Origin of the sequence: Pseudomonas piscis, assembly GCF_009380155.1 — a bacterium.
GTDB lineage: Bacteria > Pseudomonadota > Gammaproteobacteria > Pseudomonadales > Pseudomonadaceae > Aquipseudomonas > Aquipseudomonas piscis.
On sequence record NZ_WHUV01000001.1, the window covers coordinates 1,516,825 to 1,536,159 of the forward strand.

15 protein-coding genes and 1 pseudogene are annotated in these 19,335 nt (G+C 64.2%); 11 read left to right on the forward strand and 5 right to left on the reverse strand.

Translation table 11 applies throughout. The features are described 5' to 3' along the window. The first annotated feature begins 4 nt into the window (after positions 1–4). The 3 genes from GDH07_RS07250 to GDH07_RS07260 are packed head-to-tail and all read left to right on the forward strand — an operon-like array spanning position 5 to position 4,226. The gene (locus GDH07_RS07250) at positions 5–802 is read left to right on the forward strand and encodes a fimbrial biogenesis chaperone (protein WP_152897025.1); all 798 of its coding nucleotides are present in this window, start codon (positions 5–7) and stop codon (positions 800–802) included. Continuing rightward, the gene (locus GDH07_RS07255) at positions 799–3,243 is read left to right on the forward strand and encodes a fimbria/pilus outer membrane usher protein (protein ID WP_178124012.1); all 2,445 of its coding nucleotides are present in this window, start codon (positions 799–801) and stop codon (positions 3,241–3,243) included. The genes GDH07_RS07250 and GDH07_RS07255 overlap by 4 nt, the downstream gene beginning before the upstream one ends. Beyond that, entirely contained in the window at positions 3,234–4,226 is a 993-nt protein-coding gene (locus GDH07_RS07260; RefSeq protein ID WP_152897027.1) for a Csu type fimbrial protein, read from the forward strand. The genes GDH07_RS07255 and GDH07_RS07260 overlap by 10 nt, the downstream gene beginning before the upstream one ends. Positions 4,227–4,294: 68 nt before the next feature. Here the strand turns inward: GDH07_RS07260 and GDH07_RS32425 are convergent. Next, positions 4,295–4,960 (reverse strand): annotated as a pseudogene (locus GDH07_RS32425) (IS66 family transposase); the annotation flags it as partial. A gap of 443 nt (positions 4,961–5,403) precedes the next feature. Here GDH07_RS32425 and GDH07_RS07270 point away from each other — a divergent pair. From GDH07_RS07270 to GDH07_RS07300, 7 genes are all read left to right on the forward strand, one after another. Continuing rightward, positions 5,404–6,897, forward strand: a complete 1,494-nt coding sequence (locus GDH07_RS07270; protein WP_152897028.1) for a purine-cytosine permease family protein — start codon at positions 5,404–5,406, stop codon at positions 6,895–6,897. A 36-nt stretch (positions 6,898–6,933) separates the two neighbouring features. After that, positions 6,934–7,698 carry an SDR family NAD(P)-dependent oxidoreductase gene (locus tag GDH07_RS07275; protein ID WP_152897029.1) on the forward strand — a complete coding sequence of 255 codons (765 nt, stop codon included), beginning with the start codon at positions 6,934–6,936 and terminating at the stop codon, positions 7,696–7,698. Positions 7,699–7,702: 4 nt separating this feature from the next. Continuing rightward, a complete protein-coding gene (locus GDH07_RS07280) occupies positions 7,703–8,764 on the forward strand; it encodes an aldo/keto reductase (protein WP_152897030.1) in 1,062 nt (353 codons plus the stop codon). 63 nt (positions 8,765–8,827) lie between these two features. Next, complete coding sequence (locus GDH07_RS07285) at positions 8,828–9,712, forward strand: polysaccharide deacetylase family protein (protein ID WP_152897031.1); 885 nt, start codon at positions 8,828–8,830, stop codon at positions 9,710–9,712. A 58-nt stretch (positions 9,713–9,770) separates the two neighbouring features. Continuing rightward, entirely contained in the window at positions 9,771–10,826 is a 1,056-nt protein-coding gene (locus GDH07_RS07290) for an AraC family transcriptional regulator (RefSeq protein WP_152897032.1), read from the forward strand. 110 nt (positions 10,827–10,936) lie between these two features. Next, the gene (locus tag GDH07_RS07295; protein ID WP_152897033.1) at positions 10,937–12,694 is read left to right on the forward strand and encodes an amidohydrolase; all 1,758 of its coding nucleotides are present in this window, start codon (positions 10,937–10,939) and stop codon (positions 12,692–12,694) included. A gap of 64 nt (positions 12,695–12,758) precedes the next feature. Next, positions 12,759–13,733 (forward strand): CobW family GTP-binding protein, encoded by a 975-nt coding sequence (locus GDH07_RS07300; RefSeq protein WP_152897034.1) that lies wholly within the window; start codon positions 12,759–12,761, stop codon positions 13,731–13,733. A gap of 18 nt (positions 13,734–13,751) precedes the next feature. Here the strand turns inward: GDH07_RS07300 and GDH07_RS07305 are convergent, their stop codons facing one another. Together GDH07_RS07305 and GDH07_RS07310 are read right to left on the reverse strand one after the other, a co-directional pair. Continuing rightward, positions 13,752–14,384 carry a LysE family translocator gene (locus tag GDH07_RS07305; protein WP_053135761.1) on the reverse strand — a complete coding sequence of 211 codons (633 nt, stop codon included), beginning with the start codon at positions 14,382–14,384 and terminating at the stop codon, positions 13,752–13,754. 38 nt (positions 14,385–14,422) lie between these two features. Further along, positions 14,423–15,049: an alanyl-tRNA editing protein gene (locus tag GDH07_RS07310; RefSeq protein WP_152897035.1), complete on the reverse strand. Its 627-nt coding sequence runs from the start codon at positions 15,047–15,049 to the stop codon at positions 14,423–14,425. An 89-nt stretch (positions 15,050–15,138) separates the two neighbouring features. Between GDH07_RS07310 and GDH07_RS07315 the strand changes: the two genes are divergently transcribed. Further along, positions 15,139–16,083 (forward strand): LysR family transcriptional regulator, encoded by a 945-nt coding sequence (locus GDH07_RS07315; protein WP_031321230.1) that lies wholly within the window; start codon positions 15,139–15,141, stop codon positions 16,081–16,083. Positions 16,084–16,158: 75 nt separating this feature from the next. Here the strand turns inward: GDH07_RS07315 and GDH07_RS07320 are convergent, their stop codons facing one another. Together GDH07_RS07320 and GDH07_RS07325 are read right to left on the reverse strand one after the other, a co-directional pair. Next, positions 16,159–16,566, reverse strand: a complete 408-nt coding sequence (locus tag GDH07_RS07320; protein ID WP_053135767.1) for a PA2817 family protein — start codon at positions 16,564–16,566, stop codon at positions 16,159–16,161. A gap of 227 nt (positions 16,567–16,793) precedes the next feature. After that, positions 16,794–19,241: an acyl-CoA dehydrogenase gene (locus GDH07_RS07325; protein ID WP_152897036.1), complete on the reverse strand. Its 2,448-nt coding sequence runs from the start codon at positions 19,239–19,241 to the stop codon at positions 16,794–16,796. Positions 19,242–19,335: the final 94 nt, after the last annotated feature.

The window sequence follows — 19,335 nt, forward strand, 5'->3', positions numbered from 1 at the left end:
ACACATGAGCTTTCTTGCCCGGACGCTGGGCGTCCTGATCCTCGGCATGGCCTTGCCCGCGGCAACGCAGGCGCAATCGTCGCTGCTGGTCTGGCCTATCGATCCCACGATCGAACACGACCAGAACGGCACCGCCCTCTGGCTGGAAAACAACAGCAAGATGCCGTCTCGGCTGCAGGTCCGCGTGCTGGGCTGGAACCAGGCAGAGGGAGAGGAAGACTATACGCCGCAGGACATCATCGTCGTCAGTCCGCCCGCGGCCGAAGTGCAGCCGGGACAGCGCCAACTGCTGCGATTGATCCGCACCCAACCTGTTCCCGCCGGCACCGAGCGCGCCTTCCGCGTGCTGATCGACGAGATACCCGCTGCCCCATCTCCCGAGGCCGAAGGTCCGGCTGCGGCGCCCGGCAAGCGCTCCGTGGGGCTGGCCCTGCAGATGCGCTATTCGGTTCCGCTGTTCGTCAGCGGCGAAGGCGTCTGGACGCGCCAGGACTATCAGAAACCCCGCGACATGACGAAAGCCACGCAACCACAGCTCAAGTTCCGCGTGGAATCCCGCGACGGCGGCCAGTGGCTGGCCGTGCGCAACGATGGGCAGGCGCATGCGCGGCTGTCGGCGGTGACGTACCAGCAAGGCGGCCGCCCGACCTGGGAAGTGCCGGGCCTGCTGGGCTACGTGCTGGCGCATTCCGAAATGCGCTTCAAGCTCGCCGGCGTCGGCGCGGGCGGCGTATTGAAGGCCAAGGTCAACAGCAACCCGGACGCGCAAGCGATCCCCGCCTGCGGAACATGCCCGCCATGAAACGACGCCTCGCACGATTCCGCAACGTGCCTTGCACGCTGGCTTTCGCGCTGGTGATGGCCGCGAGCGCCCCCGCGCGGGCCAAGGACAAGCTCGGCGATTTCAAGCTGCCTGATTCCACGCTGTACCTGGAGCTGGTCGTCAACGGCAAGACGTCCGGCGAGATCCTGCCCGTGCCCTACCGCGACGGACACTACTATCTGCCGACGGAAAAGTTGCGCGCCATGGGCGTCTCGGTGAGCGCCGAGCAGGAATCGCTGGTGGCGGTGGATCTGATCCAGGGCGTCAAGGCGACGCACGACAACGCCAGGCAGCAATTGCTGATCGAGCTGCCGCCCGACTGGCTGCCCGACCAGATGTTCGGCGGCGAGAGCCAGCGCTACATGCAGGCCCGCAGCAGCGTCGGCCTGCTGATGAACTACGACATCTACGCCAACTTCAACCGCACGCGCGGCCTGCGCAACAACAACCGGCTGTCCGCCTGGAGCGAACAGCGCCTGTTCAGCCCCTACGGCATCTTCTCGAACACCGGCGTCTGGTATGGCGGCACCAGCATGGGCGACGACAACGACCGCTCGCGGTACCAGCGGTATGACACCGGCTGGTCCTACAGCGACCCCTTGTCGATGCGCAAGTACGCGGCGGGCGACCTCGTCACGGATGCCCTGGCGCCCTCCAGCTCGGTGCGCATGGCCGGGTTTCAGATCGGCAGGAACTTCGCCACGCGCCCCGATCTGGTGACCTACCCCCTGCCCAGTTTCGCCGGCCAGACGGCGGTGCCCAGCACGGTGGATCTGTTCATCAACAGCTACAAGATGGACTCCTACCGGGTGGACCCGGGCCCGTTCACCTTGCAGACCATGCCGTACATCAATGGCGCGGGCAGCGCCACGGTGGTGACGCGCGACGCGCTCGGCCGGGAAGTCAGCAAGGAAGTGTCGTTCTACGTCTCCAACGACCTGCTCAAGCCCGGCCTGACCGACTACAGCCTGTCCGCCGGCCTGCTGCGTCAGGACTACGGGCTGGCGTCCGGCCGGTATGCACATCCCGCGGCCTCGGGCGTGTTCCGCCACGGCGTGACGCCGGAGTGGACCGTGTTCGGCTGGGGAGAAGGCGCCAGTGGCCTGCACGATGGCGGGCTGGGCTCGAACGTGCAACTGGGCATGCTGGGAGTGCTGACCGGGTCCTGGGGCGCCAGCAAGACCGACCCGCGCGCCATCGGCCCGCAGCGCGCCTGGCGCAACTCGCGCTGGGACGACCGCTGGCCCTATCGCGACGAGGACATCGACCTGAAGCCCACGGAGGCCGACAGCGGCAGACAGCTTTCCTATGGCTACTCCTACAGCTCGTCGCAGTTCAGCCTGAACGCCAGGCGCACCCAGCGCAGCGCGCACTACGCCAATCTGGGCACGTACCGCAATACCGGTCGGCTGAGCCGGCGGGAAGACGTGGTCACCGCCAGCGTGGCGCTGGGCGACTACGGCACTGTGGGCGCCGGCTGGGTCGACACCCAGGACGCCACCGGACGACAGCTGCGCCTGATCAACCTGTCGCACAGCGTCAGCCTGTGGCGTAGTGCCTTCCTGTACACCAGCGTCAATCGCGAGGTGGGCGGCAACGACGTCAACGCGCAGGTCACCCTGTCCATCCCACTGGGCGAGCGTTCCACGACCAGCGTGTCGCTCATACGCGGCAACGACGGCCGGCGTTCGGGGCAGGTCAACTACAACCATTCCGCGCCGGCCAGCGGCGGCCTGGGCTACAGCCTGGGCCTGAGCGACGGTCAGGACATGGACCAGTACCGACGCGCGGACTTGTCATGGCGCGGCACCCAGTATGAAGTGCGCGGCGGCACCTATGGCACGCGCTCGTCCCAGAACGGCTGGGCGCAGCTCAGCGGTTCGCTGATCGGGCTGGACGGCCAGCTCTACGCCGCCAACAAGGTCAACGATGCCTTCGCGCTGGTGTCCACCGCCGGCTATCCCGACGTTCCTGTGCGCTACGAAAACCAGTACCTGGGCAAGACCAACAACAATGGCTATTTCCTGATCCCGTCCATGACGTCCTGGTACCCGGCGCGCATCCAGATCGATCCGATCGACCTGCCCGTCGACGTGAAGACTCCGGACGTCGAGACCCAGGTGGCGGTGCGCGCGGGCAGCGGCTACGTGGTGGACTTCAAGCTGGAAAAGCTGCGCGCCGCGCTGCTGCAACTGCGCGACAGCAACGGCGAGGCCCTGCCGCGCGGCAGCCAGGTGACCGACATCAGCTCGGGCGCGACTGGCTGGGTGGGCTGGGAAGGCGAGGTCTACCTGGAGAACGTGCGCGACGCGCTGCGTTTGAACGTCGTACGCGCCGACGATGGCAAGGCTTGCCAGGCTTCGGCCGCACTTCCGCCGATGGCTGGCATAACGCGTATCGGTCCTCAAACATGTCAATGATTAAAGTTTCAATCATGATCAGATTTTTTATTCATCGTTTCTCCTGGTTTTTGGCACTGGCTTTGCCGCTACTGACGAATATCGTCCAGGCTCAACCGAGAGCGGGCGAAAACTGTTCGGGGGGGCAGGTCTATATGGTCGATTTCGGACCGACCGACTCGATTCAACTATCCAATCAACGGATGGGACGAGAGTTCGACTCGAGCTTCCGATGCAACAAGTTCACGCTGACTTTCCTGACCCAATCCAAGCTCTGGATCAAGGTGAACAACACGAACGGCTACAAGCTGAACAACGCTGGCTCGGGCAGCATTCCGTATCGCATATTTCTTGACGGCAATATGTCGGACGAAATACGCAGTAACACCGAATTCGAGATTTCGAGCAAGATCAACATCATCCTCAACGGAGAGGCGTTATCGAACAGAAAGCTCTATATCCAGACGCAACCTGCCGGCCCAGGGCTTGTCGCCGGGCGCTACACGGACACCTTGTCCATCACGTACCGTTGGCGCATCTGCACGGTGGGCTTTGTCTTTTGCGCATGGTGGTACGAAGACTCGGCCACCGTAACGGTGAATCTGGCCCTCACCGTCGTCCCGACCTGCGAATTTCGCACCACGCAACCCCGCATCGACTTCGGCGCCCAACCTCTGGTATCCCAATTTGGCGATGCCCGCGCCGATATCGACTTCGTATGCACCAACCAGTCCGTCTACAACGTCCACATCAGCGACGGCGACAACCCATCGGGCTCCTGGCGCCGCATGAAAGGAACAGGCGTAGCCTCGAGCAACAGCTACATCGAGTACCAGTTGTTCGAGTCGGGCGGCAATTCACCGATCAGCGCCAGCAACCGCCAGCGCGGCCAGGGCACGGGCCAGATGCAACGGTTTTCGGTGACGGGCCGGGTAAACCTGAAACAAGCGGATGTCGCCGTCGGCAGCTACATCGACCGGCCAGTCGTCATAATCGAATATTGAACATGCCAGCGGCTGCCGGTCAGAAGAGCAGCAGTGGCTGGCATGGTTGTTCATAGATGCTGGCCCGCGCCCGGCTTGAGCATCTGCACTGGCGTCTCGTCGGCATGTAGCACGGATTTGCCCAGCGCTTCGGCAACCAGCGGTTGCAACCGCTGCCCGCACACGCCGACTCACTCGCCCAGCGTCGAGCGCGTCGGCGCCAGGCCGGAGCGCGTAAAGGTGCCTTCCTAGCGGTATATCGGCAGGTGGTCGGCGAACTTGGCCACCAGCACCTGCGCCAGCAGTACCGCCGTCGGGATACCCTTGTCGATGACCTACGCGGGCACTGGGCGCCTACGTGAGCGTCTCGCAGCGCTCACACACCCATTTTCCGCGGATGTGGCGCTCGACCGTAAAGACGCCCGGCAGGTAGTCCAGCTTCCCGCTGACGTCCTCGCCGATGCGCTTCAAGCCGCAGCGGCACGTCGTGGACTCCGGTTCGTGATGGATGTCGGTGCGTGGCAGTTCGACCGGCAGCCTCATGCGGCGCAGGCTTGGCGGATAACGCCTCGTGCAGCGCGTTGGCTTCCTCTTCGATAGCCGCCATGTCGGTCTTCCAAAGGGCTTGCCTGCGCGGGGGTCAACCGCTCGCTACGCTTGCCATAGCGCCAGCGCTTGTACAGCGACAGCTCCTGCATGAACGGGTCGATGTGCGTCTGTTTGATGTGCAGTACCCGATCTCGCTCGGCAACCACCGCATCGTGCGTTGCTATCTGGGCGTCACGCGTGGCTGAGGAAACAACCTATTGGAGCATCACACTTAGGTATCAGGACAGGCCGTGAAAAAGACTTGTTGTGAGGCAAGAGTTTGTTCGTAATACAGTTCTTCCTTACAGCAGGAATAGATAAAGTCCATTTATAAATCATATGTTTATGGACTTAATGCTAGCCTCGTTTCCCGCTCCAAACTCACAAAAACGCCGCTCATTCGAGCGGCGTTTTTGTTTGCGTTTCATAAAAGCCTCTTCACTACGTTGGTTTATCGCGTGCCCTTGTCCGGGGGGCTCCAGCGGCCTGCGGTTATGTCTGAAAATGATATTTGATTGATTGAATATGATATTGAATCCAATGGCGCCGGGACCTAGTTTCTCCATCGAAAGCAACTTGCCCCTACCTATAAGAATAAAGGTATGCGTCGATGACCCCCGGATCGCCTTCTGCCACCACCGTCGAAAGTCGTGGTGTCGACACTGTCCCGGTCGGTGAAAGAAACTACCGCCCTTGGCATGTGTTCACGGTTTTGTACGGCAGTAACCTGACCTACAGCGTCATCATCTTCGGATCCTTTCCCATCCTGTTCGGCCTGAGTTGGTGGGCTTCGGTCGCTTCCATCCTTTGCGGCTGCCTGATCGGTTCCCTGCTGCTGGCGCCCATGAGCCTGTTCGGCCCGCGCACCGGCACCAACAACGCGGTGTCCAGTGGCGCGCATTTTGGTGTCGCCGGACGTTTCATCGGCACCTGCCTGGCCTTGTTCTCGGCCCTGGGTTTCATCGCCATCACCATCTGGACCAGCGGCGATGCACTGGCGGCGGGTTTCGGCAGAATGATGGGGATCACTCCCGGGCCATTGCACCAGGCCGCCTGCTACGCCCTCATCGCGATCGTGGTGATAGTGGTGGCGGTACGCGGTTTTCATCTGTTGGTGCGTATCCAGGAGCGCCTGATGATGCCGTTGATGAGCGCGGTGCTGTTGCTCGGCTTGCTGGCATTCGGCGAGGGTTTCGATGCCGGTTACGCCGGCGGGGAATATGCCCTGGGCGATTTCTGGCGGACCTGGATCAGCAGCATGCTGATCAATGCCTCGGTGGTGCTGTCCTATGGCGTCTTCGTCGGTGACTGGACGCGCTATATCGATCCCCAGCGCCACTCCTGCCCGAGCATCATGGCCTGCACCTTTTTCGGCGGCGTCCTGGGCATGGGCGGGCCCATGCTCTGGGGTGTCTTCGTCTGCATCAGCTTCGCCGGCGAGGCGGCCAACTTCATCCCGGCGCTGATCTCCCATTCACCCTCCTGGTATGTCGCCGGCCTGCTGCTGCTGGGCCTGGTCGCCGGCATCGCCCAGGCGACGGTCGGCCTCTACGGCACCGGGCTGGACACCTCGTCGTTGATCCCGCGCCTGAATCGCCAGCAAGCCACGCTGGGAATCGCGATGGTCGCCGTGGCGCTGGTCTACCTGGGGGTGTTCGCCTGGAGTGCGGTCAGCGTGGTCAATGCCTTCCTGGTCTTGCTGCTAGTGATCACCGCGCCCTGGATCCTGATCATGACCATCGGCTATGCCCAGCGGCGTGGTCACTACTACTGCGATGACCTGCAGGTCTTCACCCGGGCACAGACCGGCGGGCGCTACTGGTATGTCCGCGGCATCAATTGGCGGGCCACGGGTGCCTGGCTGGCCGCCGCGCTACTGGGCCTGGCCTTCTGCGCGGCACCGCCGCTGTATACCGGGCCCTGGGCCCACCTGGCTGGAGGCCTGGATCTGAGCTTCGTCGTGGCTTTCGTCTGCGGCGGCCTGCTGTTCTATCTGTCGCTGCTGCTCTATCCCGAGCCGGCCTATGTCTTCGGGCCTTCGGGCCCCGGGCTGGGCACCCGGGAGGCGGCGGGGGCGGCGCCCCGTGAAATCCACTTGCACTGACTTTCCTTCCTTCGTCTGTCCAGGAGTATCCCGACCATGGCTTCAGGTCCCGCTGTTTTCGCAGATAGTTGCGTCATCGTCACCGGAGGTGCCCAGGGCATGGGCGCGGAACATGCGGCCGAGTTACTGCGGCGTGGTGCCCGGGTGGCGATTTTCGATATCGATGAAACCGCGCTGGAGCAGGCTAGGGCGCAACTCGCCGGCCTCGGACCGTTGCTGGCGCTGAAGGTCGACATGAGCGATCGCCCAGCGGTGGAGGCGGCGGTGGCCCGTACCGCACAACTGTTCGGCGGGATCGACGCCCTGGTCTCCAACGCTGGCACCGTGCACGCCCAGCAGGGCCTGCTCGACACCGACGATGCCGACTGGGACCGGACCATGGCGGTACATGTGGGTGGGGCCCGGAACCTGTGCCGGGCGGCGCTGCCCTGGTTGGAACAGAGCCGCCACCCACGGATCGTCATCATCTCCTCGATGTGGGCCCAGCGCGGTCCGGGCTTCGGCCATGCCTACTGCGCAGCCAAGGGCGCGTTGCTGGGCTTGGCGCGCAACCTAGCAGTGGAACTGGGGCCCAAGGGCATCCTGGTCAATACCGTGGCCCCGGGGAGCGTAGCCACGCGGATGGCCGCCGACTACGGCCCCGAGGCGATCGCCGAGGATTGCAAGAGCATCCCCCTGGGACGCTGGGGCGATGCCTGGGAAATCACCCGGCTGGTGTGTTTCCTGGCATCCGCCGAAGCCGCCTACCTGACCGGCCAGACCATCGCCATCAACGGCGGCCAGATCATCGCGGGGTATTGACGCCATGGCTCCACAAGCATGTGGCACGACGGTGGCCACGGCCCTGGGGGCACGGCGGGTGCTGGGGCGCACGGGGCTGCGGGTATCGCCGGTGGCCCTGGGCACGATGCAGTTCGGCTGGACCGCCAGTGACGTGCAATCGATGCGCATCCTCGACGCCTACCGCGCAGCGGGCGGCAACCTGATCGATACCGCCAACATGTATGGCGGTGACCAGAGCACCGAGCAGTTCGCTGCCAACCGGGCCCATGTCGGCATGAGCGAAGACATCATCGGCCGCTGGTTGCAAACCCGGGGCGGGCGCGATGACCTGGTGCTGACCACCAAGGTGCGGGCGCGCATGTGGGAGGGGGCCGACGGCGAAGGGTTGACCCGGGCCCACATCATGCGTGCGGTGGAGGACAGCCTGCGGCGCCTGCGTACCGAGTGCATCGATGTGTTGTATGCCCATTGGCCCGATCCCCAGGCCCATCCCGAGGAGTGGCTGGAGGCCTTCGGCGACTTGATTCGCCAGGGCAAGGTCGGGGTGGCTGGCACATCCAACTTCTGCGGTTTCGAGACGTTCGGCGACTTGCTCACACCGCTGCTGGACCTGGCCCGGCGCGGCAGCGGGTATCCGGCGATCCAGGTGGAGCAGCCACGTTTCAACCTGCTCAACCGTGGCGAGTACGAGCCGGCACTGCAACGCATCGCCCTGGACCATGGGCTGGGCATCGTCACCTACTCCAGCCTGGCCAGCGGTTTTCTGGCCGGAGCGGTGCCGCTGCGCCAGGCACCTTGCGGATCGCGGGCGCGCTTCCTGGCGCAGTACTGCGTGGAGGAGGGTTGGCAACTGCTCGAAGCCCTGCAGCAGATCGCCCGGGACCTGCAGGTCCCGATGGCCGCCGTGGCCCTGGCCTGGACCCAGGCGCAGCCGGGCGTCACCTCGACCCTCATCGGTCCGGACCGGCTCGAGCAACTGGCCGAGGCCTCCTGGTCGCCTGCCATCCGCCTGGACCAGGAGCAACTGGCCTGCCTGGACCGCCTGTCCTGGCGGTTGTCCCGGCCCGAATTCGTGCAGTGGTGAACGGCCGCCGGAGTACCGGCCCCGACACCCTGTCTCCATCGATATTTTCTTGAGGACCCTCATATGTCCGGATCACTTCCCGATCTGCCGCGCTTTCCCTGGCCCCATGGCAAGCAGGCCGCCGTGGCCTGGAGCTTCGACGTCGACGCCGAAGCCGCGATCCTGAGCAACGATCCCGTGGCCCGGTATCGCCTGGCGATGATGACCCACCAGATGTTCGGGCCCGAGGTCGGGGTGCCGCGGATTCTCGATGTCCTGCGGCGTTATGGCTTGCGCAGCACTTTCTTCATCCCCGGCTATACCGCCGAGCGTTATCCCGATATGGTGCGCGCCATCGTCGATGGCGGGCACGAGATCGGCCACCACGGCTACCTGCATGAGCCTTTGCGGGACATGAGCGCGCAACAGGAAGCGGATGTACTCGATCGCGGCCTGGAGGCCCTGGAGCGGGTCGCCGGGATGCGTCCCCGGGCCTTTCGCGCACCCTTGGGTGAAATGTCCTTCCTCACGCCGCCATTGCTGGCCGATCGCGGTTTTCACTACGACAGCTCGCTGATGGACAGCGACGCTCCGTACCTGCTGGATGTCGGCGATGGCAGCGGGCGGACCCTGGTGGAATTGCCGTTCCACTGGTCCAGCGACGATTGGGAGCAATACAACTGGATTCCCGGTTTCGACGATGGCCGCCCCATCGAGACTCCGGGCAAGGTACACGAGCTGTGGTGGACGGAGATCGAGGCCCAGGTGCGTTATGGCGGCCTGTTCAACCTGGTCAACCATCCCTTCGTCAGCGGACGTGCGTCGCGCATCCACGCCATGGAGCAGATGATCGAGCGCCTGTTGGACGACGAGCGCATCTGGTTCGCTTCGCTGGGGGACATCGCCGAGCATGTCCACTCGCTGGAGCTGGCGCCACGGGTGCATGCGCCTTACCACTGGCCTTATTGAATGACGCTTATGGGGCTAGCCTGCTGTGAGCACAGGTTGCCGGGAGGAGAGCAGGAACATGGTGCGCTTGATCGCCACGCAGGAAACCAATCGTATCGCCGCCAACTTCCTGCGGCATCTGCGTCGCTGCCTGCGGGACTTTGCCCCGCCGTTCGACTTGTCGGCGGCGCTGCACCAGGTGGGTGTCGACGCCAAGGCCGTGCTGGCCGGCGACGAACACGGCCTGAGTTTCCGGCAGTACTACCAGTTGCTCGAGCAAATCCCCGAAACCATGGCCGAGCAGGGCTTCTACCTGCGCCTGGGAGCGCTCTACGACATCACCGATATCGGCCTCTTGGGGTATGCCTGCCTGAGTGCGGAAAACCTGCGCAAGTCCTGGGATCTGACCTTCGGCAGCACGCCGTTGCTGCCCCATCCGTTGAACGGCACCAGGCAGGTGTGCGACGGGCGGGTCGAGGTGATCCTCGATTCGCCCCTGCACCCGAGCAATATCCGGGGCTTGCAGGAGGAATGGATGGCCTCCACCTGGCACTGGATCTGCCAGCGCCTGCCTGCAGTCAGCGGGAGTCGGGAGCTGCGCCTTGAACTGGATTACCCGGCGCCGGCCTACAAGGCGCTCTATGGCGAGATCTTTCCTGGGCGGATCGAGTTTTCCCGGCCCTGCACCCGATTGTCGTTTCCCGAAGCCTGGTACGAATTGCCGTTTCCGGCGGCCAACCCCTCTACGTCGCGCCTGTGTCATGAACAATGCCTGCTGGTCATGGCCCAGCTCGATGGCAACAAGAGCGATCTGATCGATGAGGTGCGGCGTCGCTTGTTGATGAATCCCCAGCGCGAGTTTCCCAGCCTCGAGGCCATGGCCGAACGGTTCAGGATGACCCCGGTGACTTTCTACCGGCACCTGGCCAGGGCCGGAGTCAATTACCGCACGGTGGTCCTCGAGGTGCGCATGGGGCTGGCCAGGGAGTACCTGGAGAAGACTCGTATTCCCTTGCAGGAAGTTAGTTACACCCTGGGTTATGACTATCCGCCGAACTTCTACCGAGCGTTCAAGAAATGGTTCGGCATGACCGCCCAGGAGTGTCGTTTCGGCCTGGAACAAGTCGCTCGGTGATCAACTTGCCGGTTGCCGCCTAATGATATTCGAATGCCGGGAGATGATATTGAGGGCACGTTGGGGTTGATGGATCTTGTTCGCTAGATATCCCTGGCGAAGGTGTTCACATGAACAGCAACAAGAACAACAACTTCAAGTCGAGCCACACCGGGCATGGCACCGCAAAATCCGACACGGTATTCATCAACGGCAGCATCTACACCGTTGATGAACGACAACCCTGGGCCGAGGCGGTGGCGATAAAGGACGGGGTCTTCGTCGCGGTAGGCAGCAATGCCCAGATCCAGGCGCATGTCGATGAACACACCCGGGTGGTGGACCTGGAAGGTGCGTTCGCCATGCCGGGTATCTATGACATGCATACCCACCCCGACCTGGCCCTGGCGCCAGGCTACTCGGGCTACCTGGAGGTCGGCCTGGACAGCCCCACGCCGCAAGACATCGAGGCCAGCATCCTCAGGTACGCCAGCGAGCATCCGGGCGACGGCTGGATCTACGGGCAATACTTCGTCCACTTCGAGTTTCGCAAGGCCGGGATCGAGCCTGGCCGTGCCTGGCTGGACCGGATCATCGCCGATCGCCCGGTGGCGATCCTCGACCGCTCCTGGGGTTCGATCATGGTCAACTCCAAGGCCCTGGAGCTGGCCGGCATCGATGCGCAGACCAAGGACCCGGCCAACGGCTACATCGTCCGCGACTCGGTGACCGGCGAGCCCAGCGGCATCCTGGTGGACGGTGGCTACGCCATGATCCATGCGGCGATGCCGCCCACCCCGATGCACGCCCTGGTCCGTGCCTATGGCGAAGGCGTGCAGTACCAGACCGGTCGCGGGGTGGTCGGAACCAAGTACGTGCACGTCTGCGAGCATCGCCTCAATGCCCTCAAGACCCTGGACGATGCCGGGGACCTGACGCTGCGGGTCGAGGCGGCGATCAGTTGGCAAGACGATATCTTCCCGGTCAGGCGGCGTTGGGAGTTGCTCGCCGGCGAGCGGCACTTCTATCGCAGTGCCCGCTTGAATGCCGGCGCGGTGAAGTTCCACTTCGACGGCACCCACGAGACCCAGTCCTCGTATTTCGCCACGCCCTACAGCGGCGCCGGGCAGTGGCGCGGCAGCCTGAACCTGACCCCGGAGCACATCACCGACCTGGTGGTGGACCTGGACCGCCAGGGCATCCGCGTGATCGCCCACTGCACCGGCGATGCGGCGTCGGATATTTTCCTCGACGCGGTGGCCGAGGCCCGGCGGCGCAATGGGCCCGACGGCGTACGCCATCACTGTGCGCATTCATCGGTACTGCTGAACGAGAACCTGCCGCGTTTCAAGGAGCTGCAGGTCACCGCCGACTTCTCCCCGGTAGCCTGGTATCCCTATCCGTTCTCCATGGCCCGGGCCCAGGCCAATGGCGAGGAGCGCTCCCAGCGCCTGTTCAACTTCAAGGGCGTGCTCGAGGCCGGCGGGGTGGCGGTGATGGGCACCGACTGGCCGGTATCCAACATCAACCCGTGGATCGGCTTCGAGACCATGATCACCCGCCAGAACCCCTGGGATCAGAGCGACGAGCGTTACTACGGCAGCCCCATTTCCCTGGAGCAGGCGATCCGCGTGATGACCATCAATGGCGCCTGGTGCATGGAGCTTGAGCATCGTTGCGGAAGCATCGAGGTGGGCAAGTCGGCGGACCTGATCGTGCTCGACCGCAACCTGTTCGAGCTCGAGCCCCGGGGCAATATCCACAACACCCAGGTCGAGCTCACCGTCCTGGAGGGCAGCGTGGTCTGGGATCGGCACGATCGTTTCGGCGGCACGTCCTGGCAGGCGCGCTGGCGCAAGGACCTGCCGCGGTTCTACGACAAGATGTAGCTGGTTGCGGGTGTGCCAGTCATTCGCGCGCTGAGCGCTCTGAACTTTCAAGGGTGAGAAAACAATGTCATCGATACTTCCAACCATTCATGTGAGTGTCATCTCCGGCTTTCTCGGCTCCGGAAAAACCACTTTGTTGAACCGTATCCTCAATGGCGACCATGGATTGAAGATCGCCGTCATGGTCAATGATTTCGGTGAGATAAACATCGATGCCGGTTTGATCGTAAGTGCCACGCAAAACATCACCAGCCTGGCCAATGGCTGTATTTGCTGCACGGTGGAAAGCGATCTCATCGAGCAACTCGAGAAGTTGTGCAGCATGGTCGAGGGGCGGCCCGAGCATATCCTGATCGAAACCAGTGGCGTCTCCGATCCCGGGCGGGTGGTGCACACCTTGAAGTACCCGCAGTTTCGCCAGCGGCTGGCCCTGGACACCGTGGTGGTACTGCTCGATGCCGAACGCCAGGGCGAACTGCCGCAGGAAGTCAGACCCCTGGCCCAGGAACAACTGGCTGCCGCCGACATCGTGGTGATCAACAAGGTCGACCTGGTGAGCCCCGAGCGCCTGCAGGCACTCAAGCACCAGTGGCTGTTTCCCCGGGCCAAGGTCCATGAGGCGGTGTTTGCCGATATCCCCCTGCCGTTCATTTTCGATATCCGCCCCCATCGCCTGGTGCCGCTTGCCCGCCATGACGGCCAGCCGGCCTCCCGCCGGCACGACCAGTTGTTCAGCAGCTTCAGCTGGCAGAGTGCGGCGCCCTTGTCCCTGCAAGAGCTGCGCAAGGTCCTGGGGGAGTTTCCGGAGCATGTCTATCGCGCCAAGGGTTTTGTCCAGCTGGAGGACTATCCCGGGCAGCGCTTCATCCTGCACCTGGTGGGCTCGCGCCTGGATATCCAGCCCGCCGGGGCCTGGCCGGAGCAAGACGCGCCGGGCAGCCATTTGGTGGTGATCGGTTCCAGACAGCTGGATGCCGATGCATTGCGCGCTTGCCTTGAGCGTTGCGTCGGCCGCCGGGCATTGGCGGCCGTCAGCTAGCACGGCGGTCCGGGCGGCTCAGAGCGAGAGCAGCAAGCGCCCGGCGAACAGCAGCAGGACCAGGCCCATGCCGCGTTCGAACCAGTGTCCCAGGCGCATGAACAACGAGCGCACCCGGGCGCTGGAAAAGAACAGCGCGACGATGACGAACCACACTCCGTTCACCAGGCACATCCAGGCGCCATACAGCGCCTGGATAGCCAAGGGCGTGGTGGCGCTGACCAGGGTGGTGAAGATCGCCAGGAAGAACAGGGTCGCCTTGGGATTGGTGGCGTTGGTCAGGAAACCGGTGACGAAGGCCCGGGCCGCCGTCGGTTGCGGCTCCTGGTCGGGCGAGTCGCCGGGTAGGGCGGACTTAGCCTTGCTGCGCAGCAGGCTGATGCCCAGGTACAGGATGTAGGCGGCGCCCAGCAGCTTGGCGCCGCCCAGCAGCCAGGGCGTGGCGTGCATCAGGGCGCCGACCCCCAGCAAGGTATAGAGCACGTGGACCGAGATGCCGGCGCCGATCCCCAGGGCGGTGCAGGTGCCGACCAGCCGGCCGAAGCGCACGCTCTGGCGGATGGTGACGGCGAAGTCCGGCCCGGGAGCGAGCACGGCGAGAAAGTGAACCAGCGCCAGGGTGGCGAATTCACCCAGATAGGTGGACAACATGGAGACTCCGCAAAGCAGGTGGGCGAGCGAGGGCGGGTTCAGGCCAGGTCGTAGCTGACCGAGAGCACGCCCTTTTTTTCCGTTACCGATTCAATTCGTACCTGGCCCAGTTCTCGCAGCCGAGACACGTGGGTACCACCGCAACCGAAGGTGGGCAACGGGCCGAAGCCGACCTGGCGCATGCCGTCCTGCAGCTCGATGCGGCGTTGCAAGTCCGCGCTTATCCATTGCTCGATGGCGCTGTGCACCAGGTCGGCATCGATGGCCTGGGCTGCCGGCCCCGGCTTGAACGACACCCGGCCTTCGCCCGGCCAGTGGTGGGCCTTGACCGGTATCCAGCCCTGGCTCTGGCCGAAGTGGCCGATCAGGTGTCCGGCCGAGTGCATACGGCTGTTGAACAGGCGTTGGTCCGGGTCCACCCGGGTGATGAAAGAACCAGGCTCCAGGGGCTGGGACAGGTGGTGCAGGATCTGTTCACCCTCCTGCAGCACCCGCAATACCCGGGCCTCGCCAATCCAGCCGGTGTCGCTGGGTTGGCCGCCGCCCTGGGGGTGGAAGGGCGTGGCGTCGAGGATGGCGATGAACGAGTCGTCCACCCTGGTGCAGTCCAGGACTTGCACCGGGACATTCAATTCATCGTCTTGGAAATACAGGCGCAGCGTCATGGTCGAGACCTTGCAAGTGAGTGTTTTTTTATTATGTGGCGGCCTCGATTGCGTGATAATCCGTTCGAAACTCAATGGACTATTGCGTCATGAGCATAAATCTACCCCTGCCTTTGCTGGCCGAAATGGCCATTTTCGTCCGCGTGGTGGAGACCGGCAGCTTCTCCGAGGCCGCGCGCCAGCTGGGCTCTTCGCCTTCGGCGGTGAGTCGCAGCGTTTCGCGCCTGGAGAAGGCCCTGGCCACCCGCTTGCTGCAACGCACCACTCGCAAGCTGCGCTTGAGCGATGGTGGCGAGGAAGTGTTCAAGCGCTGTTGCGAGATGGTCAGCGCGGCGCGTTCGGTGATGGAGATCAGCGGCCAGTTCACCCACGAGGCCCAGGGCGTGGTGCGGGTCAGCGTGCCCAAGGCGGTGGGGCGTTTTGTGGTGCACCCGCACATGCCCGAGTTCCTGCGGCGTTACCCGAAGGTGGATGTGGAGTTGCTGCACGAAGATCGGGACGTCGACCTGATCGACGATCATGTCGACCTGGCGATCCGCATCACCGACCGGCCGCCGCCAGGGTTGATCGGCCGCCAGTTGTTGCGCATCGACCATTTGCTGTGTGCCACGCCGCAGTACCTGGCGGAGCACGGTACGCCGGTCCATCCCCAGGACCTGCGCCAGCACAGTTGCATCTACTTGGGCGAGACGCCCAGCGACGCGCGCTGGAAGTTCACCCAGGGCAGCAAGGCGGTCACCGTGGCGGTGCGTGGGCGCTATGCCGCCAACCACACCGGCGTACGCCTGGATGCGGTGCTGCAGCACCTGGGGATCGGCAGCCTGCCGTACTTCACCGCGCGCCATGCCCTGGAGCAGGGTTTGATCGTGCAGGTGCTGCCGGAGTGGACCTTCCTGGCCTCCTACCATGGCGGCGCCTGGCTGCTGCACTCGCCGACCCGCTACCTGCCGCCCAAGTTGCGGGTGTTCATCGATTACCTGGTGGAGTGCCTGGCCAAGGAGCCGACCTTGGGCCGGCCGGGCAGGGCGCCCTAGTCGCCGGCAAACGGCGCCCATGAAAAAGGCCCGCCGGTGCAACCGTGCGGGCCTTGGTGACGCCAGGCGTATCGATCAGTGCTTGCTGTCCTGGTCGGAGAGCGCCAGCAGCTGTTTTTCCTGGTTCCAGTCGAAGGGCTCGTCGTTCTGCTCGGCCTCGTAGCGCCGTTCCTCGAGGGCCTGGAACAGGTCGATTTCCTCGTCGGGCATGTAGTGCAGGCAGTCGCCGGCGAAGTACCACAGCAGGTCGCGCGGCACCAGGTGGGCGATCTGTGGGTAGCGTTGCATGATCTGGCACAGCAGGTCCTGGCCCAGGTACTGGCTTTCGATCGGATCGATTGGCAGCGAGGCGCGCAGTTCATCGAAGCGCTCCAGGAACAGCGCGTGGCTTTCTTCGGGAACCTGTTCGGCTTCTCCCACGGCCACCAGGATGCTGCGCAGGTGGTCCAGCAGGACGAGATGATCGGCGACGGCGTTGGACATGACAGGGTCCTCAAGAGCAAAACGGGCGCGGGAGTATATAGCTCCCGCGCCCGGTTTCATAATCGACCAGCCCAAGGGCGGTCGCCTGGCAGGCCATCGAAAAACTACCTGCGTTGCCATCGCTGCGTTAAAGCCCGGTCAAAATGCTCATTTACCACTCGTAAACTGCGCTTTTTCGCCTGTTTTGCCTTGCGCTGGCTGTCTCGCTTACCTCTTTCAACGGCCTGCTAGCGGATCTTGCCTTCGCTCAAGGTCAACTCTTCCTTGGCGAAGTCATCCACATCGATGACTTTGCGCCGCGCTGCTTCGGCCGCGTGCAGGCTTTGCGCCTCGGCTGCCTGCAGGACACCGGCCTCCAGCGCGGCGTCGATGATCGACTCGCCGGCAGCAGGCTTGAACTGGCCGCTTTTCAACGCCTCGTGCAGGCGCTTGTACTGCGGGTGCGCGGCGCTGAGCAGTTCGCTGGCATGCTGCAGGGCACCTACCGGATCGTCCGCCGCTTGTGGGCGGTAGCAGCCGGCCAGCACCGCTTCCAGGGCAGGGTCGCCCTTGGCCCGGCCGACGATCGCCGCCACTTCGGCGTCCAGTTGGTCCGAAGGGCCGGTATGGCGCCGGCCGAAGGGAAACACCAGGACCCGCAGCAGGCAGCCGAAGGTGCGGCTGGGGAAGTTGCGCAGCAGTTCGTCCAGGGCTCGTTCCGAGTGGCCAAGGCTTTCTTCCATGGCCCAGGCCAGCAGCGGTTGCAGGTACTCCGGCGAGTCCAGGTCGTGGTAGCGCTTGAGCGCCGCCGAACCCAGGTACAGGTGGCTCAGCACATCGCCCAGGCGTGCGGACAGGCGCTCGCGGCGCTTGAGTTCGCCACCCAGGAGCATCATCGACAGGTCGGCGAGCAGGGCGAAGGCCGCGGCCTGGCGGTTCAAGGCGCGGAAGTAGCCCTGGCTGAGGCTGTCCCCCGGGGCTTTTTCAAAGCGGCCCAGGCCCAGGTTCAGCACCAGGGTGCTGGCGGCGTTACTCACGGCGAAGCCGATGTGCTTGAGCAGCAGGGCATCGAACTCCTTCAGGGCCTGGTCATGGTCCTCGCGCCCGGCCAGGGCCATTTCCTTGAGCACGAAGGGATGGCAGCGGATCGCTCCCTGGCCGAAGATCATCAGGTTGCGCGACAGGATGTTGGCGCCTTCCACGGTGATGAAGATCGGCGCGCCCTGCCAGTTGCGGCCCAGGTAGTTGTTGGGCCCCATGATGATGCCCTTGCCGCCGTGCACGTCCATGGCGTGGCCGATGCATTCGCGGCCGCGCTCGGTGAGGTGGTACTTGAGGATCGCCGACAGCACCGAGGGTTTTTCCCCCAGGTCCACGGCATTGGCGGTGAGCATGCGCGCGCTGTCCATCAGCCAGGCATTGCCGCCGATGCGCGCCAGGGCTTCCTGGATGCCTTCGAAGGCCGCCAGCGGCACGTTGAACTGCTCACGTACCTGAGCGTACTGGCCGGTGACCAGGCTGGTGAACTTGGCGGCGCCGGTGCCCACTGCCGGTAGCGAGATGGAGCGTCCCACCGACAGGCAGTTCATCAGCATCATCCAGCCCTTGCCGAGCATCTCCTGGCCGCCGATGAGGAAGTCCAGGGGGATGAACACGTCTTTGCCGGAGTTGGGGCCATTCATGAAGGCGGCGCCCAGGGGCAGATGGCGGCGGCCGATTTCCACCCCGGGGGTGTCGGTGGGGATCAAGGCCAGGCTGATGCCCAGGTCCTCTTCGTCGCCCAGCAGGTGGTCCGGGTCATGGGCCTTGAAGGCCAGGCCCAGCAGGGTGGCGACCGGCCCCAGGGTGATGTAGCGCTTTTCCCAGTTCAGGCGCAGGCCGAGGGTTTCCTGTCCTTGCCACTGGCCCTTGCAGATGATCCCGGTGTCCGGCATGGCGCCGGCGTCGGAGCCGGCCAGGGGGCCGGTCAGGGCGAAGCAGGGAATGTCGTCGCCCCGGGCCAGGCGCGGCAGGTAGTGGTTGCGCTGTTCGTCGGTGCCGTAGTGCAGCAGCAGTTCGGCCGGGCCCAGGGAGTTGGGGACCATGACCGTGGAGGCCAGGTCGCCGCTACGGGTCGCCAGCTTCATTGCCACCTGGGAGTGGGCGTAGGCCGAGAAGCCCTTGCCGCCGTACTCCTTGGGAATGATCAGGGCGAAGAAACCATGCTCCTTGATATGTGCCCAGGCCTCCGCAGGCAGGTCCATCTGCTGGCCGATCTGCCAGTCGCTGACCATGGCGCAGAGCTCTTCGGTGGGACCATCGATGAAGGCTTGTTCTTCCTCGGTGAGCTGGACCTTGGGGTAGGCCAGCAGGGTGTTCCAGTCAGGACGCCCGCTGAACAGCTCGCCATCCCACCATACGGTGCCGGCGTCGATGGCGTCGCGCTCGGTTTGCGACATCGGCGGCAGGACTTTCTGGAACCAGTTGAACAGCGGGGCGCTGAAATGCTTGCGCCGCAGGTCGGGTAGCAACAGGGGCGCGGCCACCGCCGCCAAGAGCACCCAGCACACCAGTAGCAACCAGCCGGGAGCGTGGCTGAAGATGCCCATGGCCAGCAGGTAGATGGCGACTGCGCCCAGGGCGGGCAACGGAGCGGTGCGGCGGTGTGCCAGGTAGGCGATGCCTGCCAACAGAACCAGTATCCACAACAACAGCATATTCAATCCTCCATGAGGCCAGGGACCCAAAGCACCTTCAGAGCTTAGCCGGCGTGCGGCCAAGCGGGTGCCCGGGGCGGTGCGGGGCAGGCTG